Genomic DNA, 20359 nt, shown 5'->3' with positions numbered 1-20359 from the left:
ATGCCGGCCACGCTGATGCGGCGCTTGCGCCTGGGCGCCCTGCTGTGCGCCGCGGCGCTGCTGAGCGGCTGCGCCGCCGTCACCGTCAGCGCCATTTCTCCGGCCGACTACCTGCAGCAGCGGCGCGGCGACATCCTCACCACGGGCAAACTGAGCGCCGCAGCCAGCGAGGTGTTGCGCATCATCGGCAGCGACATCGCCGCCTGCGAAGCCAATACGGGCAGCTGCCGCGCCGACCTGGCCCGCTCCGAGCTGCTCAGCGACGAACAGCGCCTGGCGACCCTCTCCGAATTGTGGCTGGAAAGCGCGCTGGCGGAAGAAAAACAGGGCGGCCACCCCAGCGCCGAGCTGCTGGCCGCGTGGCTCGAATCGGCCCGCTACGCCTATGCCTACCTGTTCTACACGACGCGCACGCCGGGCCAGCGCGCCTTCGAGGAACGCCAGACGCAAATCCGCGACTACTATAACTATGCCGTGCAAAAGGCCGTCGGCAACCTGTTCCGCCACCGCGGCGAGTACCGCCCGGACGGCCACGTGATCCGCGTCGCCGGCTGGCAGATCGACAGCGAACTGTCGGCCCTGCGCCTGCCCGAAGACGGCACCCTGCCGGAAGAACTGCTGCCGGCCACCTCGTTGACGTTTTCCGGCCTGCGCAATGTGTACCGGCGCGACGGCTTCGGCGCCGACCTGGTGGCCGTCATGCCCAAGCCGCAGGCGTCGAAAGGCGACTATGTGCCGTACCAGGAAACGCGCTTCCCCGTCGTCACGGCGCTGATCCGCTTCGACGGCAACAGCCTGCAGGAAGTGCTGGCCACGCAACAGTTGCTGGTGATGCTGGTCGACCCGACGCGCAGCGAATCGACGCGCATGGCGGGCCAGGAACTGCCCGTGGCCGCCAATTTCACGGCCGGCTATGGCCTGTGGCTGGCCCGCTCCGGCTTCGGCGTGCAGGCGCTGCGCACCCTGTTCGGCCGCGCCGACGGCATTTCGCGCCCGCAGGTGCACCTGATGCAGCCGTACGACCCGAACAAGCGCACCATCGTCATGCTGCACGGCCTGGCCAGCAGCCCGGAAGCGTGGATCAACGTGGCGAATGAACTGATGGGCGACGAACAGCTGCGCCGCCGCTACCAGATCTGGCAAGTGTACTACCCGAGCAACGCGCCGCTGGCCGCCAACAACGCCGCCATCCGCCAGGCGCTTGCCGCCACCCTGGCGCAGTTCGACCCGGCGGGCAAGGCGGACGCCGCGAACGACATGGTCTTGATCGGCCACAGCATGGGCGGCGTGCTGGCGCGCCTGATGGTGTCCGACGCCAGCAACACCCTGCTCGACGCCATCGCGGAAGAATACAATTTGAAGGGCAAGAAGGCGGAGAAGGTGCGCGCGGGCCTGGCGCCCTACCTCAATTTCACGGCCATGCCGCAGGTGAACCGCGCCATCTTCATCGCCGCGCCGCACCGCGGCACCTCGTTCGCCAACCACAAGGTGGCGCGCTGGATCGCCAACCTCGTCACCTTGCCCATCACCATGCTCGACCAGCTGTCCGACGCGGCCGGCAGCCTGGCGCAGCTCGACACGGGCAGCAGCGAACCGCTGCGCATCCCCAACAGCATCGATAACCTCAGCGACAAGGACCCGTTCGTGCGCCTGGTGGCGGACCTGCCCATCAGCCCGAAAGTGCGCTACTACTCCATCATGGGCAACGACACGCCGGACCTGCCATTGGCGGAGTCGAGCGACGGCGTGGTGCCCTACGCCAGCGCCCACCTCGACGGCGCCCTGTCGGAAAAAGTCATCCCGTCCTGGCACAGCGTGCAGGAAAGCCCGCAGGCGATCCTGGAGATACGGCGGATCTTGCGGTTGCCTGACAGCTTGCCCTGATCAGCCGCATATATCTCGCTGTCTGATGCAGGAAAAATGCGTTTTTTGCTTGATAAAGTTGCGAAACATGATAATCTTGTGTGTAGCATGCCTGGCGCATATACCCGAGGAGCGAACATGACAGCGCATCTGCATCACGACACCCTGGCGCCCGAGCACCGGGAATGGACCGACAACGACCTGCGGGTAGTGGAACAATTCTCGCAATTAGTAAACGCACAACTCGACCTGTTGGCGCAAGGTCCCGAGCGCCAGCGTTTGGTCGGCCTGGTCACGCGCGCACTCGATGCGGCGCGCGCTTCGCTGCTCGCCACACCGCCTTCGATCCTGCTGCAACTTCCCGTGTCAAAACTCAAGGTATCCGATGTCATTGAGCAAGGATGGGTGGAACTGTCGCAGGCGTCGCTGTATCGCGCCGTGGAAAGCCAGCGGTTCTATTGCGTGACGCCCAAGGGACGCAGTATCGGCAAGGAGTTTCCGGCCTGGCAATTTGTCCAGCCTGTGCCGGAACTGATCGCGCCCGTGCTGGCCGTCCTCGCCGGCCAGCCCAGTAGTGACATCCATGCCTTCTGGATCAGCAGCGCAGACGAACTCAACGAACTTTCGCCGGCAGAGATGCTCGCAGGAAAATCATTCGAAACGCGGGCCGACATCCACCCCAGTCAGCAGGCGCTGCTGGATTTGCCCGCCAGCGAGAGATTGCGCAAGGTGCTGGCGGCGGCGAAGTGGCAGCATAGGGGCATGGCCGACATCGTAGGCTAGCCCCGCATGACGTTTGAATTAACGCCCATCCCGCCAGAAATGACCGCGCGCCTGCCGGCGCTGGCATCGCTGCGCGCTGAATTATTGAGTCATATCATCACCCATCCAGCAGGCCAAGCCTTGGTACGCGCGGCGTGGAACGAGGCGTCTATTTGGCCCGCGAAGGTCGAACGCACATACCGCTTCGGCCCGCCCGCCGACCTGGCAGATGCGGCCGGCTTCCCCTATCACTGGGCGTATATTGCGGACGATGCCTACACGGCGGCCTGGGAAGCCCAGCTTTGCCAGAACGACGTGACGCGTCCGGGCACCTTTTATATCGCGCATGGTGCGGAACTGGCGCTGATCGCCACGCTGTCGTTCAGCGCCCCGCTGCAATTGCTCGACCTGACAGGGCTGGCCGCCAGCCGCCTGGGTATCTACGATCAATTGCGCAGCCCCGATCACGGCTGGTGCCAATGGCTGGGCTGGCAGCTGGACCAGATCATTGCGCAGGAGGCAGGCGCGATTCATGGCTTCGTGTATCCATCGCGCCGGCAGCCCGGCAAACTTGCCTATGCCATTTCATCGCGCCACATGGCAACCTTGGGCCAGGCCATGGCGTGCTCACAGCTGACATTCGGCGACAGTCCTGCGTATGCACAGTTGCTGGCCGACCGCCTGCGCGTGGAACCGCCCTGACCTGCCGCCCCTACGCCGGCTCGCGCCACTTGTCCTTGATCTCCAGCATGGCCGGCAACTGCTCGATAAACAGCGCCAGCAGCGCGGGATCGAAGTGCGTGCCGCTATCGCGCTGCATGGTGGCGATGGCCTCTTCGACCGTCCAGGCGCGCTTGTAGGGGCGCTCGCTGGTGAGCGCGTCGAAGACGTCGGCGATGGCGACGATGCGGCCTTCGTGGGGGATTTCCTCCCCTTTCAAACCTTGCGGATAGCCGCTGCCATCCCATTTCTCGTGGTGCGTCAGGGCGATAGTGCACGCCATTTTCAGCAGGCCGCCCGCGTGCTCGCCGATGATGGCCGCGCCGATTTCCGCGTGGCGGCGCATGACTTGCCATTCGTCCGCATCGAGCTTGCCCGGCTTTTGCAGGATGGCGTCGGGGATGCCGATCTTGCCCACGTCGTGCATGGGGGCCGCGTTCAATAAATCCTCCGCCCTGGCCGCGCCGTAGCCGGCCGCCAGCGCCAGCTGGCGCGCGTAATAGCTCATGCGGATGACGTGCATGCCCGTCTCGTTATCCTTGTATTCGGCCGCCTGGCCCAGGGTCTGGATCACCTGCAGGCGCGAGCGGCGCAATTCCTCGGCGTCCACCAGCGACAGATGCGTGCGCACGCGGGCGCGCACGATGGGCGGGCTGACGGGCTTGGTGATGTAGTCGACGGCGCCCGCGTCAAAACCGTCCGCCTCGTCCTTCACGTCGCACAGGGCGGTGACGAATATCACGGGAATGGGCGCCGTGGCCGGCATGGCTTTTAATTGGCGGCATACTTCATAGCCGGTCATGGCCGGCATCATGATGTCGAGCAGGATCAGTTCGACGGGGTTGTTCTGCGCCAGTTCCAGCGCCTTCTCACCATCCTTGGCATACAGCAGGCGGTAATCGTCCTGCAGGATCTGGCGCAGCACCTGCAGATTCGTCGCTTCGTCGTCGACCAGCAGCAGGATCGGTTTGTCTTCTTGTAAGGTCATCATTAGCCCAATATCAGGAAAGGTCGGCAGCCGTTGGCGCCTCGAGCCACGCCAGCAGCTGGCGCAGCACGCCCACGGCGCGCGCAAATTCAAAGTCGTCGATGGCGCTGGCCAGCGCCTGCAGGCGCTGCTGCTGGCCATGCGGCGCCAGCATGGCGGCGATCTGCGCCATCAGGGCGTCGTCCAGCTGTCCGCCCTCCAGGCTGGCGATGGCTTGCCGCAGCAAGGCGCCAGCGGCGGCTACATCGAGGGGCGCGCTGGCAGCAGGCGCCGGCGTGGCCACGGCCGGCATCTCCACCTCTTCCAGTTCGCCGGCCAGCGCCATGAAGGCGGCGGCCAGCTGCACCAGCAATTCGGTGGCCGGCAACTGGCGCGCGATCGCTTGTTCGATGCGTCCCAGCAGGCTTTCGACCTGCACCAGGCACAGATTGCCCGCCGCGCCCTTGATACGGTGCAGCAGGTGGCCGGCCACGCTGCCGCCGCCGCGTTCCAGTTCCGCCGCCAGCATGGCGGCGCAATCGCCATTGGCCTGCACGAAGCGGCCGATCGCCCGCTGCAGGGCTTCGCGGCCGCCCCACAGGGCGATGCCGCGCTGCCAGTCGACCTGGCCGGCGGCCGCACGCGCCGCCGCGCCGGACGCCGGCGGCGGCATGGCCACGGCGATATCGAGCAGGCGGGCGATTTCCGCCGTCAGCTTGTGCATCTCCAGCGGCTTCGAGGCAAAGCCGTTCATGCCGGCCGTCTGCGCGGCGCGGCGGTCCTGTTCCAGCACGCTGGCCGTCAGGGCGATGATGGGCGTCGCCTTCAAGCCCTGCTCGCGCTCGTACACGCGGATCAGGCGCGTCGCCTCCAGTCCATCCATGCGCGGCATCTGCACGTCCATCAGGACGATGTCGAAGCTGCCCTTGCTGAACTCGCGCACGGCGCTCTCGCCATCGCTGGCGGCGATCACCTGGTGGCCGGCGGCGCCCAGGCTGATCAGCAGCAGCTCCACGTTCTGCGGCACGTCGTCGGCCGCCAGGATGCGCAGCGGCGGCAAGGCCACGACGGGCTGCTCGCTGCGGCGCGCCACGGCCTTGCCCGGCGCCAGCGGCAGCAACACGTGGAAGACGCTGCCCACGCCCAGGGTGCTTTCCACCGTGATGGTGCCTTTCATCAGTTCGACCAGCTGCAGCGAAATCGTCGTGCCCAGGCCCGTGCCGCCAAAGCGGCGGCTCATCGAGGAATCGGCTTGCGTGAATGGCGCGAAGATCTTGTCCAGGCGGTCGGCCGGAATGCCGATGCCCGTGTCGTGCACGGCGATATGCACCTGCTCGCCCTGCATGCCGACGGCCACGCGCACATGGCCCACTTCCGTGAACTTGACGGCGTTGCCGATCAAATTCGTCAGCACCTGCTGCACCCGGCGCGCGTCGCCGAGGAAGAACTGGCCCATGCCGGGATCGACATCGACGTGCAGCACCAGGTCGCGCGCGTGCGCCGTAATGCGCAGCGAGGCGGCCACGTGGTCGACCAGGTCGGGCAGCGAAAAGTCCACCAGTTCCAGCTCGGTGGCGCCCTTTTCCAGCTTGGCCGTGTCGAGGATGTCGTTGAGCAGTTCGAGCAGGGAGCGGGCCGACTGGCGCACGGTGCCCAGGTGGCGGCGCTGCAGGCTGTCCAGGGCGGTCCCCAGCAGCACTTCCGTAAAGCCGATGATGGCGTTCATCGGCGTGCGGATTTCATGGCTCATGTTGGCCAGGAAACTGGTCTTCGATTCGGCGGCCAGCTCGGCGCGGTCTTTTGCCGCGCGCAGGTTTTCCTGCATGGCGCGCCGCTCGCTCACGTCGGTGGCCAGCTTGACCACCTTGAACGGCTTGCCGTCCGTATTGAAGATCGGGTTGTACGAAGCCTGTATCCACACTTCACGGCCATCCTTGCCGATGCGCTTGTATTCGCCCGTATTGAATTCGCCGCCAGCCAGGTGCCGCCAGAACGCGATGTAGTCGGGCGAGGTCACCTGGGCGGGCTCGCAGAAAATGCTGTGGTGCAGGCCCAGTACGTCGTCGAGCTGGTAGCCGACCAGGTCGAGGAAGTTCTGGTTGGCCGCCAGGATGCGCCCCTGCAGGTCGAATTCCGCCACGGCCGTCGCGCGCGAGATGGCTGTCACCTTGCCTTCGTATTCGGCGTTGCGCAATTCGCTTTCCGTGATGTCGAGGATGACGCCGTCGATCCAGCGCACCACGCCGTCGTTATCGAGCACGGGGCCGCTGCTTTCGCGCACCCAGCGCTCGCGCCCGTCGCGGTGGATCAGGCGGTAGACGTTCTCGAAGTCGCGCTGTTCGCCGGCCGCCTGCACGCAGGTGTCGTTGACGCGCTGGCGGTCGTCCGGATGCACGAGGTCGAACAGCCTGACCCGCCCTTCGATGAAGTCCTGCGGCGTCCAGCCCGTCAGGTTGAAAACGGCGTCGCTGATGAAAATCATCTTCCATTCGGGCGCGAAGCTGCAGTGGAAGGACACGCCGGGGATATTGCGGATCAGGGTACGGTACTGGCGCTCGCTGTCCTTGAGCGCCTGCTCCATGCTGCGCGACGAGCGCATGTCCGTGACAAACGCCACGAACAGGGGCTGGCCCGGCGTATCGATCTTGCCGATGGCCACGCGCATGGGCAGCACGGCGCCATCCTTGTGGCAGCCATCGAGTTCGCGTCCGCTGTCGAGGATGCGCGAGGCGCCCGTTTCCAGATAGTCGCGCAGATAACCCTCGTATTCGGCCGCGTCGGCCGGTTGCAGCAGCACGCTGGCGTCGCGCCCGACGATCTCCGCTTCGCGCCAGCCGAACAGCTTTTGCGCGGCGGGATTGAAGGAGCGCACCTTGCCCTGACCATCGATGGTAATCAGGCCATCGGCCGCCGTGTCGACGATGGCGCGCAGGCGCGATTCGCTGGCGCTGGCGTGGCGCAGCAGCTGGCGGTAGCGCAGCAAGCCGTTCGCGGCGGCCACAAAGACGGTCAGCGTGACGGTGATCAGGGCCACGGCCAGGGCGACGAACGAGGCTTGCACCGTAATCGTGTTCTCGCCTGCCGTGGGCGTGCCCGAAAAGCGCGCCGCCAGCATGCCCGTGTAGTGCATGCCAGAAATGGCCAGACCCATCACCACGCTGCTGACCAGCAGGGATGCCAGCGGACTGACGCGCTGGCGCATGGCGTTCAGGCCGAATCGCACCCACAGCGCCAGCATGGCCATGGTGACGGCCACCAGCAGCGAGAGCACAAACAGCCAGGGTTCGTAGCGCAGGACCAGCGACGTCTGCATGGCGGCCATGCCGCTGTAATGCATGGAGCCGATCCCGACTCCGACGAGCACGCCGCCGACCACCAATTGCCGCCAATTGATGCTCGATCGCGCCAGCAGGTGCAGCGCCACCCACGAAGCGGCCATGCCGGGCAGCATCGACAGCAGGGTCAGGCCGGGAGCGAAGGACACGCGCGTGCAGATGTCGAAGGCCAGCATGCCGATGAAGTGCATCGACCAGATGCCGCCGCCGAGCGCGATGGCGCCCGTGATGATGGCCGTCTGGCGCTGGAAGCCGCGTTCGCTGCTGCGCGCCATGCCGGCGATCTGCAAGGCCATGAACGAGGCAAAGATGGCGATGCCGATGGAAAACAGCACCAGCCAGGCATTGTGCGTGCCATAGATGTACGGCAAGGTATCGTTCGATACGGCAAAGATGGAACTCAGCATACTGTCGTGAACCGAATAGAGTGAAACGTGACGTCGCAAAACATGACGGCGCACCGCGCGCCGGCGCCGGGCTTTTTAGTAAAGCGGCAACACAGCGAAAATGACAACGGCAGCAATCGACCAGGGCAAGGCTCGGTCATCACGCCCGCGCCTGCCGCGCGGGGGAAAGGTGCTTTTTACAGAGGGAAAAAGCGGAATGCGTACGAACTCTGGCGCGGATAGCTGGCCGCCAGCGTGACGATGATTTTTAAAAGAATTAGTAGTATAGTTGCTTTGTGAACATATTCATAGGACTTCAGCAATACAGTTATCAAAAATGATAGTTATTGCGGCGGCGATACGACAATGGTCGGCCTACGCCTGCGGCCAGCGCGCGCGGATGGCCTCGGATTGCTGGCTCAGCGGGCCGAACGTCTCGTTGACAGGGATGCCGGCCAGTCCACAGCGGCGGCTGAGCTCCTCCTTGATCTGGCACAGCGACCAGCGCTGCGGCACGGGCAGGTGCAAGCCCACCACGCGGATCAGCGGACAGTCCGCCAGGCGCGTGTAGAGCAGCAGCTCCACGCGCGCCAGCGGTGCCGCGGTCCGGTAGACCTGCAATGCGCCCCCATACGTGACCACGTCCAGCCGCTGCAATTGCGCCAGCTCCAGCCGCACGGTCCTGTCCCAGCCGGGCAAGCGCCGCGCATGGCGCCGCAGCAGCAGGCCCGCATCGTCGAGTTCCACATGAAAGAGCAAAGCGCGTCCGGGAAACAGCACCAGGCCCGCGATCCAGGCGGCCAGCGCCGGCAGGAGCAGCAGCACTGCCTCGCCCGCGTAGGACGCGTCGCGCCAGACGGCTTGCAGGACAAAGGCGAGGATCAGGGCGCAGCCGCCCAGCAGTACGCTGCGCCACAGCACGGGACGCAGATTGGCCATCATCGCTGCCTGGGAACTGGCATCGTCGGCCGGCGCAAAGCGTATCCATTCGGCGCGCGCCCCTTTCAGCTGGGGTGCCGGCTTTCCGCTCAAGCGGTCGGCGCCAGCATGCCGCGGAACCACGCCAGCTGCTCGCGCGTCAGGTAGTTGGCGCCGTCGCCATGCAGGATAACGATCTCGACCTCGGCGGGAATCGACGCGAGCAGTTGCGCGCCCGTCACGGGAATGTTGGGGAAATTGATGCCGGCCAGGAAGGCCGGGTCTTCCGCCACCGTCACGCAGCGGCGCTCCGGGTTCGGCGACGGCACGAGGAACAGGTCGATCTGCTCGCTTTGCCCGCCGATAACGACGTGCAATTGCGCGGCCAGCAGTTCGGGCAAGATCAGCTCGATGTTATTCTCGGCGCGCGATTGCTGGAAAGCGCTTTTCAGGGGCGTGAAGACAGGCGTGGCGGACATGGGAACCGTGTAAAAGTGAAGACGGCGGCAGTGTAGCAGAGGCGCCCGCCCGGGCGCGCTCCGCTGGCGCCACGGCTACAGCTTGTAGTTCAGGGACAGCAGCACGCTGCGCGGCGCGCCGTAGCGTTCCAGCCCGCCCGACCATGCATAGCCGAGGCCCTGATAGTAGCGGCGGTCCAGCACATTGTCGACGCTGACGCGCAGCTGCACCTGCTCGCTCAGGCGGTACCCGGCCGTCAAGCCGACGATGGCGTAGCCGCCCTGCTGCGTCAGGTAGCCCGTGTCGCGGCGGTAGATCTTGTCCTGCGCGTACACGGAGCCGCCCAGATTCCACCGCGCCAGGCTGCCGCGCAGCTGCACAGTCGTGTACAGCTTGAACAATTGCTTCGGCTCGTCCGTGGCGATGCGCTGGCCGATATTCGCCGCCACGCTGTCCTGCGTGTACTTGGCCAGCACATAGGTGTAGCCGCCCGCGACCTGCCAGCCCGGCAAGGGCGAGCCCGACAATTGCAGGTCGACGCCTTCGCTCTGCACCTGCCCGGCCGCCCGGGCGCAATAGATGGCGCCGCCCGTGGGGCAATTGAGTTCGTCGGCCATGGCGCGGTTGTTTTGCCGGATACGGAACAGAGCGCCGCTGGCATTGAGCCTGCCGCCGAAATACTCGCCCTTGACGCCCACTTCCAGGTTGGTGCCGCTCAACGGCGGCAAGGTATTGCCACGCACGTCCAGCGAGCTTTGCGGCTCGAAGATCTGCGTGCCGCTCGCATACACGGAATGGTGTTGATCCACGTCATAGACGAGGCCCGCGTACGGCGTAAATTTGGCATTTTCCGTCAGGCTGCGGCGCGAGGTCGGATTGGTCGAGTACCATCCCGTGACATCCTGCGCATACGAGCCGAAGCGCCCGCCCAGCACCAGGCGCAGCGGATCGGCCAGGCTGAAGTTGCCGGCCGCATAAATGCCCTTCTCGTCCGTCTTGCGGCCCCAGTTGTACGGCTCGAACGCCGCGCCGCGCATCGGATAGGCGCGCGGATTCCAGTGGCGGATATCGATCACGCGCGTCCCGGCGCCCTCCCAGCTCTGCCCCGCATCCGAATCGTCGTGGCGATAGCTGGCGCCCACGATGACGTCGTGCTGGCGGCCGAACCAGGTGACGGGTCCGCTCAGGCGCCAGTCAGCCACCACCTGTTCCGTGTTGTACTTCCAGCCCGTTTCCGACTGGCTGAACCGATAAATCTCGCCAGCGATGCGGCTATTGGTGGTGTTGCGCGTCGATGAAGAGGCATCGATATGCGTGATGGCGAAGCGGCTGCGCCAGCCCTGCTCCAGCCTGGTTTCCAGGTCGGCGAAGACGACGTTGTTGTCGCGTTTCTGGAAGGAATCGGCGTTATTCAGGAAAGTGGAACGGGGCAAATCCATGTGACGGCCGTCGGCAAACGTCGGCAAGCCGACGGACACGCCGTCGGTGCGGCTGTGCTGGCGCGAAAAGCCGACGCCGGCCGTGGTGGACGACGTCAGGTCCGCCTCGACGATCGCATACACGGTGCCATTGGTATTGTTGACCACGTCGACGAAACTGTCGCTGTCGCGCCAGCTGGCCGCCACCCTGCCGCGCACGCTGCCCGAGGCGTTCAAGGCATTGCTGGCGTCCACCGTCAACTGCCGGTCCTTCCAGCTGCCCAGGTGGGCGGACGCATTCAGCAGGGGCGTGGCCGTGGGGCGCTTGCGTATCATGTTGATGCTGCCCGACGGCGCGCCCGCCCCTTCCATCAAACCCGTGGCGCCGCGCACCACTTCCACCCGGTCGTACATCAGCATGTCGGCCGAGACGTTGCGTTCATTGAAACCCGTGACATCCAGCGGCAAGCCATCGACGTTGACGTGGCTCAAAGCAAAACCGCGTGCAAAATACGTGGTTTCCTGGTCGGACACGCCCTGCGTCTTGCCATACAGGCCAGGCGTGGCGCGCGCCACGTCCTGCAAGGTGGTCAAATCGAAATCTTCCATCTGCTGGCGCGAAATCACGCTGACCGTTTGCGGCGTGTGGCGTTGCGACAGGTTCAACCCGGTGGCCGTCGACATCGCGCGCGCCGTATATAAACCCGTGCCTTCCGTGGCGCGGTCCGCCTCGGCGCTGACGACCACGGCGGGCATGCTGGCCAGGCCGCCATCGGCCGTGCCGGCATTCATTTTGCGCAACAGATAATTGCCGCTGCCGCTGGCTGTCACCTCCAGGCCACTGCCTTGCAGCAACGTTTGCAAACCGGCCGCGACACCATAACGGCCCTGCAAGCCCGGCGTCACCAGGCCGTCCAGCGCCACGCCCTGCATGGACAGGTTCACGCCGGCGGCGACGGCAAACGAGGCCAGCGCATCGCGCAGGCTGCCGGCGGGAATGCTGTAGTCGCGTGCGCTGGCTGCCTGGCTGGAGTCGGCCGCCAGCGCCTTTTGCGGCAAAGTGGCGCCGGCCGCGCCCACGGCAAGGAACAAGAGCAGCGCGGCGCGCACGGCGCCGGTGGTGGGATGGAGCGTCATGCGTGCTGCTGTCAAAGTACGGTGTTGCAAAGCCATGTAAACCCTTTCGATGGTTCGGATTGTTCGTTCTCTACCTTGTATGACGAAGCAAGCCGAAAAAAGGGACAGGCAAAAGTAAATTGGAGCATGTCGGCTTACGCCCTGCGGGCTAAGCCGACCTACTATGCGCGACAGTCGTAGGTCGGCTTAGTCGTAGGTCGGCTTAGCGTGGCAAGGCCACGCGTAAGCCGACAATCTCAAGCCGCCTCGACATTGATCCAGTAGCGCGTGCGGCGCGCCAGCCGAATCGGCAAGGCGCGCTGCAGCAAGAGCAGGATGTTCTCCGGGTCGTGCAACTGGAAGATGCCGTCCACAGGCATGGCAGCGAGCGCCGGATCGCAGCGCAGCACGCCATAGCGGTAGCGGGCCACCTGCTCAAGCACCTCGCCCAGCGGCATGCGCTCGGCGACCAGCACGCCCATCAGCCATGCGTCCGCATGCCGCGCCAGCGGCGTCAACGGCGACACGGCCATGTCGTCGAAACTGCCCTGCCGGCCCGCATCGACCCTGCGCAAAGCGCCGGGCGCTTGCGCCGGCTCGATTTCCACCGCGCCCTCGCTGACGCCCACCTGCGTGCGCGGCGCCAGCACGCCGCCGCCCTGGTGCACGCTGAAGCGCGTGCCCAGCGCGCGCACGGTGCCATTGCTGCTGCGCACGAGGAAGGGGCGCGCAGGCACGGCCCCGTCGTGCGCCGTGGCGACATGGATCTCCCCCGCACGCAGCACAACCTGCCGCGCTGCGCCGTCAAAGCGCAGGTCGATGGCCGTGTCCGTATTGAGCACCAGTTGTGTCCCATCAGGCAGTGTCATGTGGCGGATTTCGCCCCTGGCCGTGCGGATGGCGGCGCGCCACCCCTGCCACGGCGCCGACTGGCCTGCCAGCCACAGCACCGGCCCGGCCGCGATCAGCCCGGCCAGGCCGTAGAGCACGGCACGCCGATGCGGCGACTGCGGCGCCCCGTCCGCCGCCTGGCGCAGCGCGGGCGGCACGCCGGCCAGGGTGCCGCACACGAGCTCGGCCCGCTGCCAGGCCGTTTCGTGCGCGGGATCGCTGGCGCGCCAGGCCTGGAAGGCTTGCTGTTCGTCAACGTTCAAAGGCCCCCCGTGCAGGCGCACCAGCCATTGCGCCGCCGCGCGGGCGGCGCGCGGGTCGATCGCGGCGTTCACAGGATCAAGAGAATGCAGCGCTCGAACGCTTGCACCATGTAGCGCTTGATGCTGCGCTCGCTCACGCCCAGGCGCCGGGCGATTTCTCCATAAGCGAGGCCATCGACATGCGCCAGCAGGAAGGCATTGCGCACCAGCGGCGGCAAGCCGTCGAGCATGGCATCGATGCGCTGCAAGGCTTCCAATACCAGCAAACGCTCTTCAGGCGACTGCATCAGCAGATCGGGCTGCTGCGCCAGGGTTTCCAGCCACGCCTGCTCCAGCGACACGCGCCGGTAATGGTCGATCAGCAGGCGCTGCGCCACGGTGGTGAGATAGGCGCGCGGTTCGCGCAGGCTCTGCCGTCCTTCCGGCGGCGCCGTCAGCAGGCGCACAAAGGTATCGTGCGCCAGGTCGGCAGCATGGTCGGCGCACTGCAGCTTGGCGCGCAGCCAGCGCATCAGCCAGCCGTGGTGGTGGCTGTAGATGCCGGCTATTGAATCGCTGGACTGCGCAATGTTCACTGGGGGACTCCGATGCGCAAGGCAAGGCGCGTCTAATTGATAATAATTCTCATTATCACAAATCATTGCCTCGGGCGTCAATGCCGGCGCCTGCCTATCGCTGGAAACCGTTGTTTCAGCGCGGTTGCCGGCTCTTAGCGGCTGAGATACAAGCTCTTCATGACCATGCCCCCGCGCATTTTCTTCGCGCCCGGCGCCAGCCCGGCGGGACAGGCACCGAGGAATACGCCCGCCAGTTCCGTGCGTTGCACCTCGGTCTTGCCGTTCAGTTCGATAGTGGTGTCGGCGGTCAGGGTATACGCCTTGGCCAGGTCGCCCTGGAAACTGCCCGCAAGCTTCGCGCCAGGACAGCTGGACTGGAAGGTATAACTGTCGCCCTGGCGGCTTTGCGACGCGATCTGGCATTCCTGCTCGAAATCGCTCCACAAGTCGTCATCGATCAGACGGTCGCGTTGCTGATCGACACAGATTTCCCAGGAAAACGGCGAGGTGGCGGGCGTTACCTTCCACAAGCCTGTGGCGCGCTGCAAACGCTGCGCCGGTTGCGCCGCCGAGGCGGACGCGGCTGCGCAAAAAATAGTCATCAGGAACAAGGTCGCACTGCGTTTCATGGGCATTCCATTCAGCTAAAAGTGTGAATATAGCAAAGAGGAACGCGCGCAGGCCGCACGCTTAGCCGTGCATCTCGGGCCTGGCGGCCAGCACGAAGGGAATGGCTAACGGCCCCAGAAGCACCACCAGGATGGCCCTGACAGCCGTCGTTTTCAAGGAGCGGCGCTTGGCAATGAAGAGACAGGCGAAGGCCGACAGCGACCAGATCAGGGCAGGCAGGTATTCAGTCATCATGCGCTCCGGATGCGCCTTGCAAGGCAGGAAAGCCATGCTGACACGGAAATGCGGCCACCGCAATGGCAAATCGGGCATCGGCCATTGCGCTTGGCGGCCAGCGGCCTATTTTTCAGCCATTCTTAAGATTACAGGCGGCTGGCGGCTGACGAGACGGTCAGTGCTGGCCGATCTTCATGATCTTCAACGCATTCGTGCCGCCCACCTTGCCCATCGGCTCGCCCCAGGTCAGCACGACGGTGTCGCCCTTGGCCACGACTTTATGTTCGACCAGCAAGTCTTCCGCCTGCTGCAAGACCTTGTCGCGGTCGGTACCGGACGTCAGTTCCAGGGTGCTGACGTTGCGGTACAGGGCCAGCTTGCGGCGCGTGCCCACGCTCGGGGTCAGCGCGACGATGGGGATATCGATGTTGCAACGGCTCATCCACAGGGCCGTGGAACCGGATTCCGTCAGGGTGGCAATCGCCTTCACGCGCAGGTGATGGGCCGTAAACAGCGCGCCATAGGCGATCGACTGATCGATGCGCGAGAACGTGGCGTTGAGGAAATCGGCGTCCAGCTTGCAGGTATCCCATTTTTCCGCGTCCAGGCAGATGGCGGCCATCGCTTCCACCGTTTCGATCGGGTAGCGGCCCGAGGCCGTTTCCGCCGACGTCATGACGGCGTCCGTGCCGTCGAGCACGGCATTGGCCACGTCGGACACTTCCGCGCGGGTCGGCACGGCGTTGACGATCATCGATTCCATCATCTGCGTGGCCGTGATCGCCAGCTTGTTCGACGCGCGCGCCATCTTGATCATGCGCTTTTGCAAGGCCGGCACGGCCGCATTGCCCACTTCCACGGCCAGGTCGCCACGGGCCACCATGATGCCGTCGGACGCGTCGAGGATTTCTTGCAGCGCGGGAATGGCTTCCGCGCGCTCGATCTTGGCGATCATCATCGGCTTGTGGTCCCACGCTTCGCCGGCGATATTGGCCAGCTGGCGCGCCATGACCATGTCGGTGGCATTTTTCGGAAAGGACACGGCCACGTAATCGGCCTGGAAACTCATCGCCGTTTTCACGTCTTCCATATCCTTGGCCGTCAGGGCCGGGGCCGACAAGCCGCCGCCCTGGCGGTTGATGCCCTTGTTGTTCGACAATTCGCCGCCGATTTTCACCGTCGTGTGGATTTCGCTGCCGACCACCTTGTCGACTGTCAGGACGATGAGGCCGTCGTTGAGCAGCAGCACGTCGGCGGCGCGCAAGTCACGCGGCAATTCCTTGTAGTCGAGGCCGCAGCGCTCGATGTTGCCCAGCTCGCCGTTTTCGCCCCATTTCGCGTCCAGGATGAACTTGGCGCCGTTTTCCAGGAAAATCTTGCCTTCTTCAAACTTGCCGACGCGAATTTTCGGGCCTTGCAAGTCGGCCATGATGGCCACTTCGCGGCCGCACAGCGCTGCCGCTTCGCGCACCATGCGGGCGCGGTCGATATGGTCTTGCGCCTTGCCATGCGAGAAGTTCAGGCGCACGACGTCAACGCCGGCCTTGAACATGCGGACCAGGGTATCGATATCGTTCGAAGCGGGGCCGATGGTGGAAACGATCTTGGTGGCGCGTTGCTGTACTTGCATGGTCATGGTGTGCTGCTTTCTATAAAGTTCGTGCTGCTACAAGGGCCGGCCTTGTGGGCCGGCCGTCCTGGTTCGCTGGATCAGCGGTGGTTCTTGTTACTTGGCCGCCATCAGGGCGACAGTGGTGTCCAACATGCGGTTCGAGAAGCCCCACTCGTTGTCGTACCATGACGACACTTTCACGAGACGGCCCGAGACCTTGGTCAGGGTCGCATCAAAGTTCGACGAGGCCGGGTTATGGTTGAAATCGATGGAAACGAGCGGTTCCGTCTGATACGTCAAAATACCCTTCAGCGCGCCTTCCGAGGCCGTTTTCAGCAAGGCGTTGACTTCCTCGACGCTGGTATCGCGCTTGGCGATGAAGGACAGGTCGACCAAGGAGACGTTGATCGTCGGCACGCGGATGGCAAAACCGTCGAGCTTGCCATTGAGTTCCGGCAAGACGAGGCCGACAGCGGCCGCCGCGCCCGTCTTGGTGGGGATCATCGAATGCGTGGCCGAGCGGGCGCGGCGCAAGTCTTCATGCATCACGTCGCTCAATACCTGGTCGTTCGTGTAGGCGTGCACGGTGGTCATCAGGCCCGATTCGATGCCGATGGCGTCGTTGAGCGGCTTGACCAGTGGCGCGAGGCAATTCGTCGTGCACGAGGCATTCGAAATGACCGTGTCCGTGCCTTTCAGCACGTGCTGGTTGACGCCGAACACGATGGTGGCGTCCACGTCCTTGCCGCCCGGCGCGGAAATGATGACTTTCTTCGCCCCGCCCTTCAAGTGAGCCGAGGCTTTTTCCTTGGTGGTGAAGAAACCCGTGCATTCGAGCACCACGTCGACACCGAGCTCGCCCCACGGTATCAGGGCCGGATCGCGCTGCGCGAAGACGCGGATGCGGTCGCCATTGACGAGCATATTGTCGCCATCGATGGCGACGACGCCGGGAAACTTGCCGTGCACCGTGTCGTAGCGCGTCAAATGCGCATTCGACTTGGCGTCGCCCAGGTCGTTGATGGCGACGATGTCGATATCCTGCTGCTTGCCGCCTTCATAAAACGCGCGCAAGACATTGCGGCCGATGCGGCCATAGCCATTGATGGCAACTTTGATGGTCATGCTGTCTCCTTGATATTATTTAAATGATTCACCTGACACTTACAGCGCCGAACAAAACCGTAGCGAGCGGAAGGGAGTTGTGGCTGAGAAGCGGAACTGTGCTTGAGCACAGTGAGCATCGCAGGCCGCAAATCACGACGCGCAGTAGGTTTGGTTCGGTGCCATCTAACCGCTGTTGCGCAGGCCGGCCGCAATGCCATTGATCGACAAGTGGATACCCGTGCGCGCCGCCGCATCCTGTTTACCTTCGCGGAAACGTTTCAACAGCTCCACCTGCACGTGGTTGAGCGGGTCGATGTAAGGGAAACGGTTGCGTATCGAGCGCTGCATCAGCGGATTGGCCTGTTGTAACTCTTCCTGGCCCGTGATCAGCTTCAGGGCGTCCAGGGTGGCCGCGTATTCGGCGCGGATGCGCGTAAAGATGGCGTCGCGCAAGGCCTTGTCCTTGACCAGTTCCGCATACTTGCCAGCGATGGCGATGTCGCTCTTGGCCAGGACCATGTCCATGTTCGACAGCAGGGACGTGAAGAATGGCCAATCCGTGTACATGCCGCGCAGCACGTCCGCGCCATCGGCGGGATGGGCGGCCAGGTAGGCTTGCACGGCGGAGCCGAAACCGAACCAGCCAGGCAGCATCAAGCGGCATTGCGCCCAGCTCAAGACCCAGGGAATGGCGCGCAAATCCTCGATCGAGGTCGATTTCTTGCGCGAGGCGGGACGGCTGCCGATGTTCAGCGCGGCAATTTCCGAAATCACCGTCGATTCCCAGAAATACTGCTCGAAGCCTTCCGTGCCGTAGACGAGGTCGCGGTAAGCGTTCAGGGCCGTGCCGGACAGTTCTTCCATCGCGGCCAGGTGGCCCGCGCCGGCCGAAGCCTTCGGCTGCAGCTGCGCCTGCGGCAGCAGGGTCGACTGGATGGTGGCGGCCACCAGCACTTCCAGGTTGCGGCGCCCCACTTCCGGGTTCGCATACTTGGCCGTGATGACTTCGCCCTGCTCCGTCAAACGGATCTGTCCCTGCACGGCGCCGGCCGGCTGGGCCAGGATGGCTTCATAGCTGGGTCCGCCGCCGCGTCCCACGGAGCCGCCGCGGCCGTGGAACAGGCGCAGCTTGATGTGATATTCCTTGAAGACCGTCACCAGCTCGATCTCGGCCTTGTACAGTTCCCAGCCGGACGTCAAGAAGCCGCCGTCCTTGTTGCTGTCCGAGTAACCGAGCATGACTTCCTGCTGGTCCGCGCGCGACGCCAGCAAGCCCCGGTAGAACGGCAAGCCGAAGGCGCGCGCCATGATGGCGGGACCGGCGCGCAAGTCGTCGATGGTTTCGAACAGGGGAATGATGTTGACGCCCACTTCGCGGCTGTCCTGGCGCAGCAAGCCCACTTCTTTCAGCAGCAAGGCCACTTCCAGCAAGTCCGAGACGCTGGCCGCCTTGGAGATGATGCAGTTCGGCACCGATTCGCGGCCGTACTTGACGTGGGCTGCACGCACGGCGCGGAAGATGTCGAGTTCGGACGTCGTTTCTTCCGAGTATTGCGCATATGGCGAGGTCAGCAGGCGTGGCGACTCCAGTTCGGCCAGCAGCAAGCTGATGCGCTGCTCTTCATCGAGGTCCAGGTAGACCAGGCCCGGCTGGGCGCCGGCGAACAGTTCGCCCACGACGCGCTCATGCACGTCGGAATTCTGGCGCAAGTCGAGCGGCGCCAGCGAAAAGCCGAAGACCTTGACGGCGCGGCGCAGCTGGCGCAGCCGGCCGCGTGCCAGCGCGCGCAAGCCATTGCTGACGAGCGAATGCTGGACCACGTCCAGGTCGGCCAGCAGGTCGGCGGCGGCCGCGTAAGGCTGCACGCCGTCCGCTTGCTTGCCCTTGCCGGATAGCACCACGCGCGTGGCGTCGAGGCGCGCATGGATGCCGTGCAAGGCGCGGCGGTACGGCTCGTCGACGCGGTGCGGCGAGGCGTCGGCCGAGCGCTCGGCCAGCGCGCGCAGCGGCTCGCTGCAGGCGTTCAGGATTTGCGCCAGCGACAGTTGCGAAGCGAGCTTGCGCAATTCGCCCAGGTAAAAATCGAGCACCTTGTCCGCCTGCGCCTGCAGGGTGCTGCGCAGGATGTCGGCCGTGACGAACGGATTGCCGTCGCGGTCGCCGCCTATCCAGCTGCCGACTTTCATGAAATTGGGCAATTCCGCATCTTCCCAGCGGGCATCTCGCTGGGCCAGCATGGTTTCCAGCGACGAATACAGTTTCGGCAATTCGCGCAAGATCGTGTGGTCATAGAACGACAGGCCGTTGGCCACTTCATCCATGACGGACAGCTTGCTCGTGCGCAGCAGACGCGTCTGCCACAGGGTGACGATGCCGCGGCCCAGCGCTTCTTCGTTCTGTTCCGCCTCTTCCGGCGTCATTTGCACGCGGTCGCGCTCGCTCAACAGGCGCGCAATGGCCATCTGGCAATTCTGGATGCTCTTGCGCTGCACTTCCGTCGGGTGCGCCGTGAAGACGGGGCTGACGAACGCATCTTCAAAGAAAACTTCCAGCGCATCGGCCTTGCCCGCGTCAAACACGTTGCCGACGGCATGGCTGAGGCTACCCTGGCGCGGCGGCGAACCGGCGATCAGGTGGGCGCGCGTGCGGCGGATGTGATGTTGGTCTTCCGCAATATTGGCCAGCAGCGAAAAATAGCTGAAGGCGCGCGTCAATTGCGTGGTTTCTTCCTGCGACAGCGCTTGCAGCGCGTCCGACAGCTGCGCGCGCGCCGCCTCATCATTGTCGCGGCGGAAACGAATGGCCAGCTGACGCACATGTTCGATGCGCTCGAAGGCGGGGTCGCCCAGGTGGTTGCGGATGGCGTCGCCCAGCAGACGGCCCAGCTGGCGGATATCGCTGCTCAGCAGCTCGTCTTTCACTTCATTCATTTGCATGGTATGTATTTCCTGGGGCGGCCACGGCGGCACCGCACAGATTGCGTAGTACGCGCTTCCCGGCCGGGAAACGCCCATCATCCTATTTTTGTAGTAAATTTACCTTATTGCTTCACCATCCTCTTGATTTTCATCAATAAAAATCCTACTCACAGGACCAACAAGGGCTTGCAAGCTGTTTGCCAGGGCAACAATATGAAAA

General features: G+C 64.5%; 15 protein-coding genes. 3 read left to right on the top strand and 12 right to left on the bottom strand.

Annotated elements, in window-relative coordinates; translation table 11 throughout:
- The 3 genes from ACQ4W4_RS08620 (at position 1) to ACQ4W4_RS08610 (ending at position 3327) form a co-directional block, all read left to right on the top strand.
- The gene (locus ACQ4W4_RS08620; RefSeq protein ID WP_436541610.1) at positions 1-1884 is read left to right on the top strand and encodes an esterase/lipase family protein; all 1884 of its coding nucleotides are present in this window, start codon (positions 1-3) and stop codon (positions 1882-1884) included.
- Positions 1885-2001: 117 nt separating this feature from the next.
- The gene (locus ACQ4W4_RS08615) at positions 2002-2646 is read left to right on the top strand and encodes a hypothetical protein (RefSeq protein ID WP_436541609.1); all 645 of its coding nucleotides are present in this window, start codon (positions 2002-2004) and stop codon (positions 2644-2646) included.
- 6 nt (positions 2647-2652) lie between these two features.
- A complete protein-coding gene (locus tag ACQ4W4_RS08610; protein WP_436541608.1) occupies positions 2653-3327 on the top strand; it encodes an RES family NAD+ phosphorylase in 675 nt (224 codons plus the stop codon).
- A 10-nt stretch (positions 3328-3337) separates the two neighbouring features.
- On the opposite strand, the gene ACQ4W4_RS08605 is transcribed toward ACQ4W4_RS08610, so the two are convergent.
- From ACQ4W4_RS08605 to ppc, 12 genes are all read right to left on the bottom strand, one after another.
- Positions 3338-4333, bottom strand: a complete 996-nt coding sequence (locus tag ACQ4W4_RS08605; RefSeq protein WP_436542011.1) for a response regulator — start codon at positions 4331-4333, stop codon at positions 3338-3340.
- A 13-nt stretch (positions 4334-4346) separates the two neighbouring features.
- Positions 4347-8054 carry a PAS domain S-box protein gene (locus ACQ4W4_RS08600; RefSeq protein ID WP_436541607.1) on the bottom strand — a complete coding sequence of 1236 codons (3708 nt, stop codon included), beginning with the start codon at positions 8052-8054 and terminating at the stop codon, positions 4347-4349.
- Positions 8055-8408: 354 nt separating this feature from the next.
- Positions 8409-9065 carry a hypothetical protein gene (locus ACQ4W4_RS08595; protein ID WP_436541606.1) on the bottom strand — a complete coding sequence of 219 codons (657 nt, stop codon included), beginning with the start codon at positions 9063-9065 and terminating at the stop codon, positions 8409-8411.
- On the bottom strand, positions 9062-9430 hold the full coding sequence (locus ACQ4W4_RS08590; RefSeq protein WP_436497356.1) for a hypothetical protein: 369 nt from the start codon (positions 9428-9430) through the stop codon (positions 9062-9064). Before ACQ4W4_RS08590 ends, ACQ4W4_RS08595 begins: the two co-directional genes overlap by 4 nt.
- 75 nt (positions 9431-9505) lie before the next feature.
- A complete protein-coding gene (locus ACQ4W4_RS08585) occupies positions 9506-11965 on the bottom strand; it encodes a TonB-dependent siderophore receptor (RefSeq protein ID WP_436541605.1) in 2460 nt (819 codons plus the stop codon).
- 236 nt (positions 11966-12201) lie between these two features.
- Positions 12202-13170 (bottom strand): FecR domain-containing protein, encoded by a 969-nt coding sequence (locus ACQ4W4_RS08580; RefSeq protein WP_436541604.1) that lies wholly within the window; start codon positions 13168-13170, stop codon positions 12202-12204.
- Positions 13167-13673, bottom strand: coding sequence for a sigma-70 family RNA polymerase sigma factor (locus ACQ4W4_RS08575; protein ID WP_326457154.1), 507 nt, complete (start codon positions 13671-13673; stop codon positions 13167-13169). Before ACQ4W4_RS08575 ends, ACQ4W4_RS08580 begins: the two co-directional genes overlap by 4 nt.
- A gap of 134 nt (positions 13674-13807) precedes the next feature.
- Entirely contained in the window at positions 13808-14284 is a 477-nt protein-coding gene (locus ACQ4W4_RS08570) for a DUF3617 domain-containing protein (protein WP_436541603.1), read from the bottom strand.
- A 61-nt stretch (positions 14285-14345) separates the two neighbouring features.
- Complete coding sequence (locus ACQ4W4_RS08565) at positions 14346-14597, bottom strand: hypothetical protein (protein ID WP_436541602.1); 252 nt, start codon at positions 14595-14597, stop codon at positions 14346-14348.
- Between the two features lie 79 nt (positions 14598-14676).
- On the bottom strand, positions 14677-16137 hold the full coding sequence (pyk, locus tag ACQ4W4_RS08560; protein WP_083292642.1) for a pyruvate kinase: 1461 nt from the start codon (positions 16135-16137) through the stop codon (positions 14677-14679).
- Between the two features lie 90 nt (positions 16138-16227).
- Positions 16228-17238, bottom strand: coding sequence for a type I glyceraldehyde-3-phosphate dehydrogenase (gap, locus tag ACQ4W4_RS08555; protein ID WP_436541601.1), 1011 nt, complete (start codon positions 17236-17238; stop codon positions 16228-16230).
- A 165-nt stretch (positions 17239-17403) separates the two neighbouring features.
- The gene (gene ppc / locus ACQ4W4_RS08550) at positions 17404-20157 is read right to left on the bottom strand and encodes a phosphoenolpyruvate carboxylase (protein WP_436541600.1); all 2754 of its coding nucleotides are present in this window, start codon (positions 20155-20157) and stop codon (positions 17404-17406) included.
- Positions 20158-20359: the final 202 nt, after the last annotated feature.

This window comes from Janthinobacterium glycogeni (assembly GCF_051380725.1).
GTDB lineage: Bacteria > Pseudomonadota > Gammaproteobacteria > Burkholderiales > Burkholderiaceae_D > Janthinobacterium.
The sequence above is the reverse complement of the archived record's forward strand: the minus strand, read 5'-3'. Positions and strand labels throughout refer to the sequence as shown.

Excerpts from the sequence above, each read along its gene's own strand:
- ACQ4W4_RS08590 (WP_436497356.1), bottom strand. The coding sequence starts at position 9,430 with ATGTCCGCCACGCCTGTCTTCACGCCCCTGAAAAGCGCTTTCCAGCAA.
- ACQ4W4_RS08615 (WP_436541609.1), top strand. The coding sequence starts at position 2,002 with ATGACAGCGCATCTGCATCACGACACCCTGGCGCCCGAGCACCGGGAA.
- ACQ4W4_RS08610 (WP_436541608.1), top strand. The coding sequence starts at position 2,653 with ATGACGTTTGAATTAACGCCCATCCCGCCAGAAATGACCGCGCGCCTG.
- ACQ4W4_RS08570 (WP_436541603.1), bottom strand. The coding sequence starts at position 14,284 with ATGAAACGCAGTGCGACCTTGTTCCTGATGACTATTTTTTGCGCAGCC.
- ACQ4W4_RS08585 (WP_436541605.1), bottom strand. The coding sequence starts at position 11,965 with ATGACGCTCCATCCCACCACCGGCGCCGTGCGCGCCGCGCTGCTCTTG.
- pyk (WP_083292642.1), bottom strand. The coding sequence starts at position 16,137 with ATGACCATGCAAGTACAGCAACGCGCCACCAAGATCGTTTCCACCATC.
- ACQ4W4_RS08605 (WP_436542011.1), bottom strand. The coding sequence starts at position 4,333 with ATGACCTTACAAGAAGACAAACCGATCCTGCTGCTGGTCGACGACGAA.
- ACQ4W4_RS08600 (WP_436541607.1), bottom strand. The coding sequence starts at position 8,054 with ATGCTGAGTTCCATCTTTGCCGTATCGAACGATACCTTGCCGTACATC.
- ppc (WP_436541600.1), bottom strand. The coding sequence starts at position 20,157 with ATGCAAATGAATGAAGTGAAAGACGAGCTGCTGAGCAGCGATATCCGC.
- gap (WP_436541601.1), bottom strand. The coding sequence starts at position 17,238 with ATGACCATCAAAGTTGCCATCAATGGCTATGGCCGCATCGGCCGCAAT.
- ACQ4W4_RS08620 (WP_436541610.1), top strand. The coding sequence starts at position 1 with ATGCCGGCCACGCTGATGCGGCGCTTGCGCCTGGGCGCCCTGCTGTGC.
- ACQ4W4_RS08565 (WP_436541602.1), bottom strand. The coding sequence starts at position 14,597 with ATGCCCGATTTGCCATTGCGGTGGCCGCATTTCCGTGTCAGCATGGCT.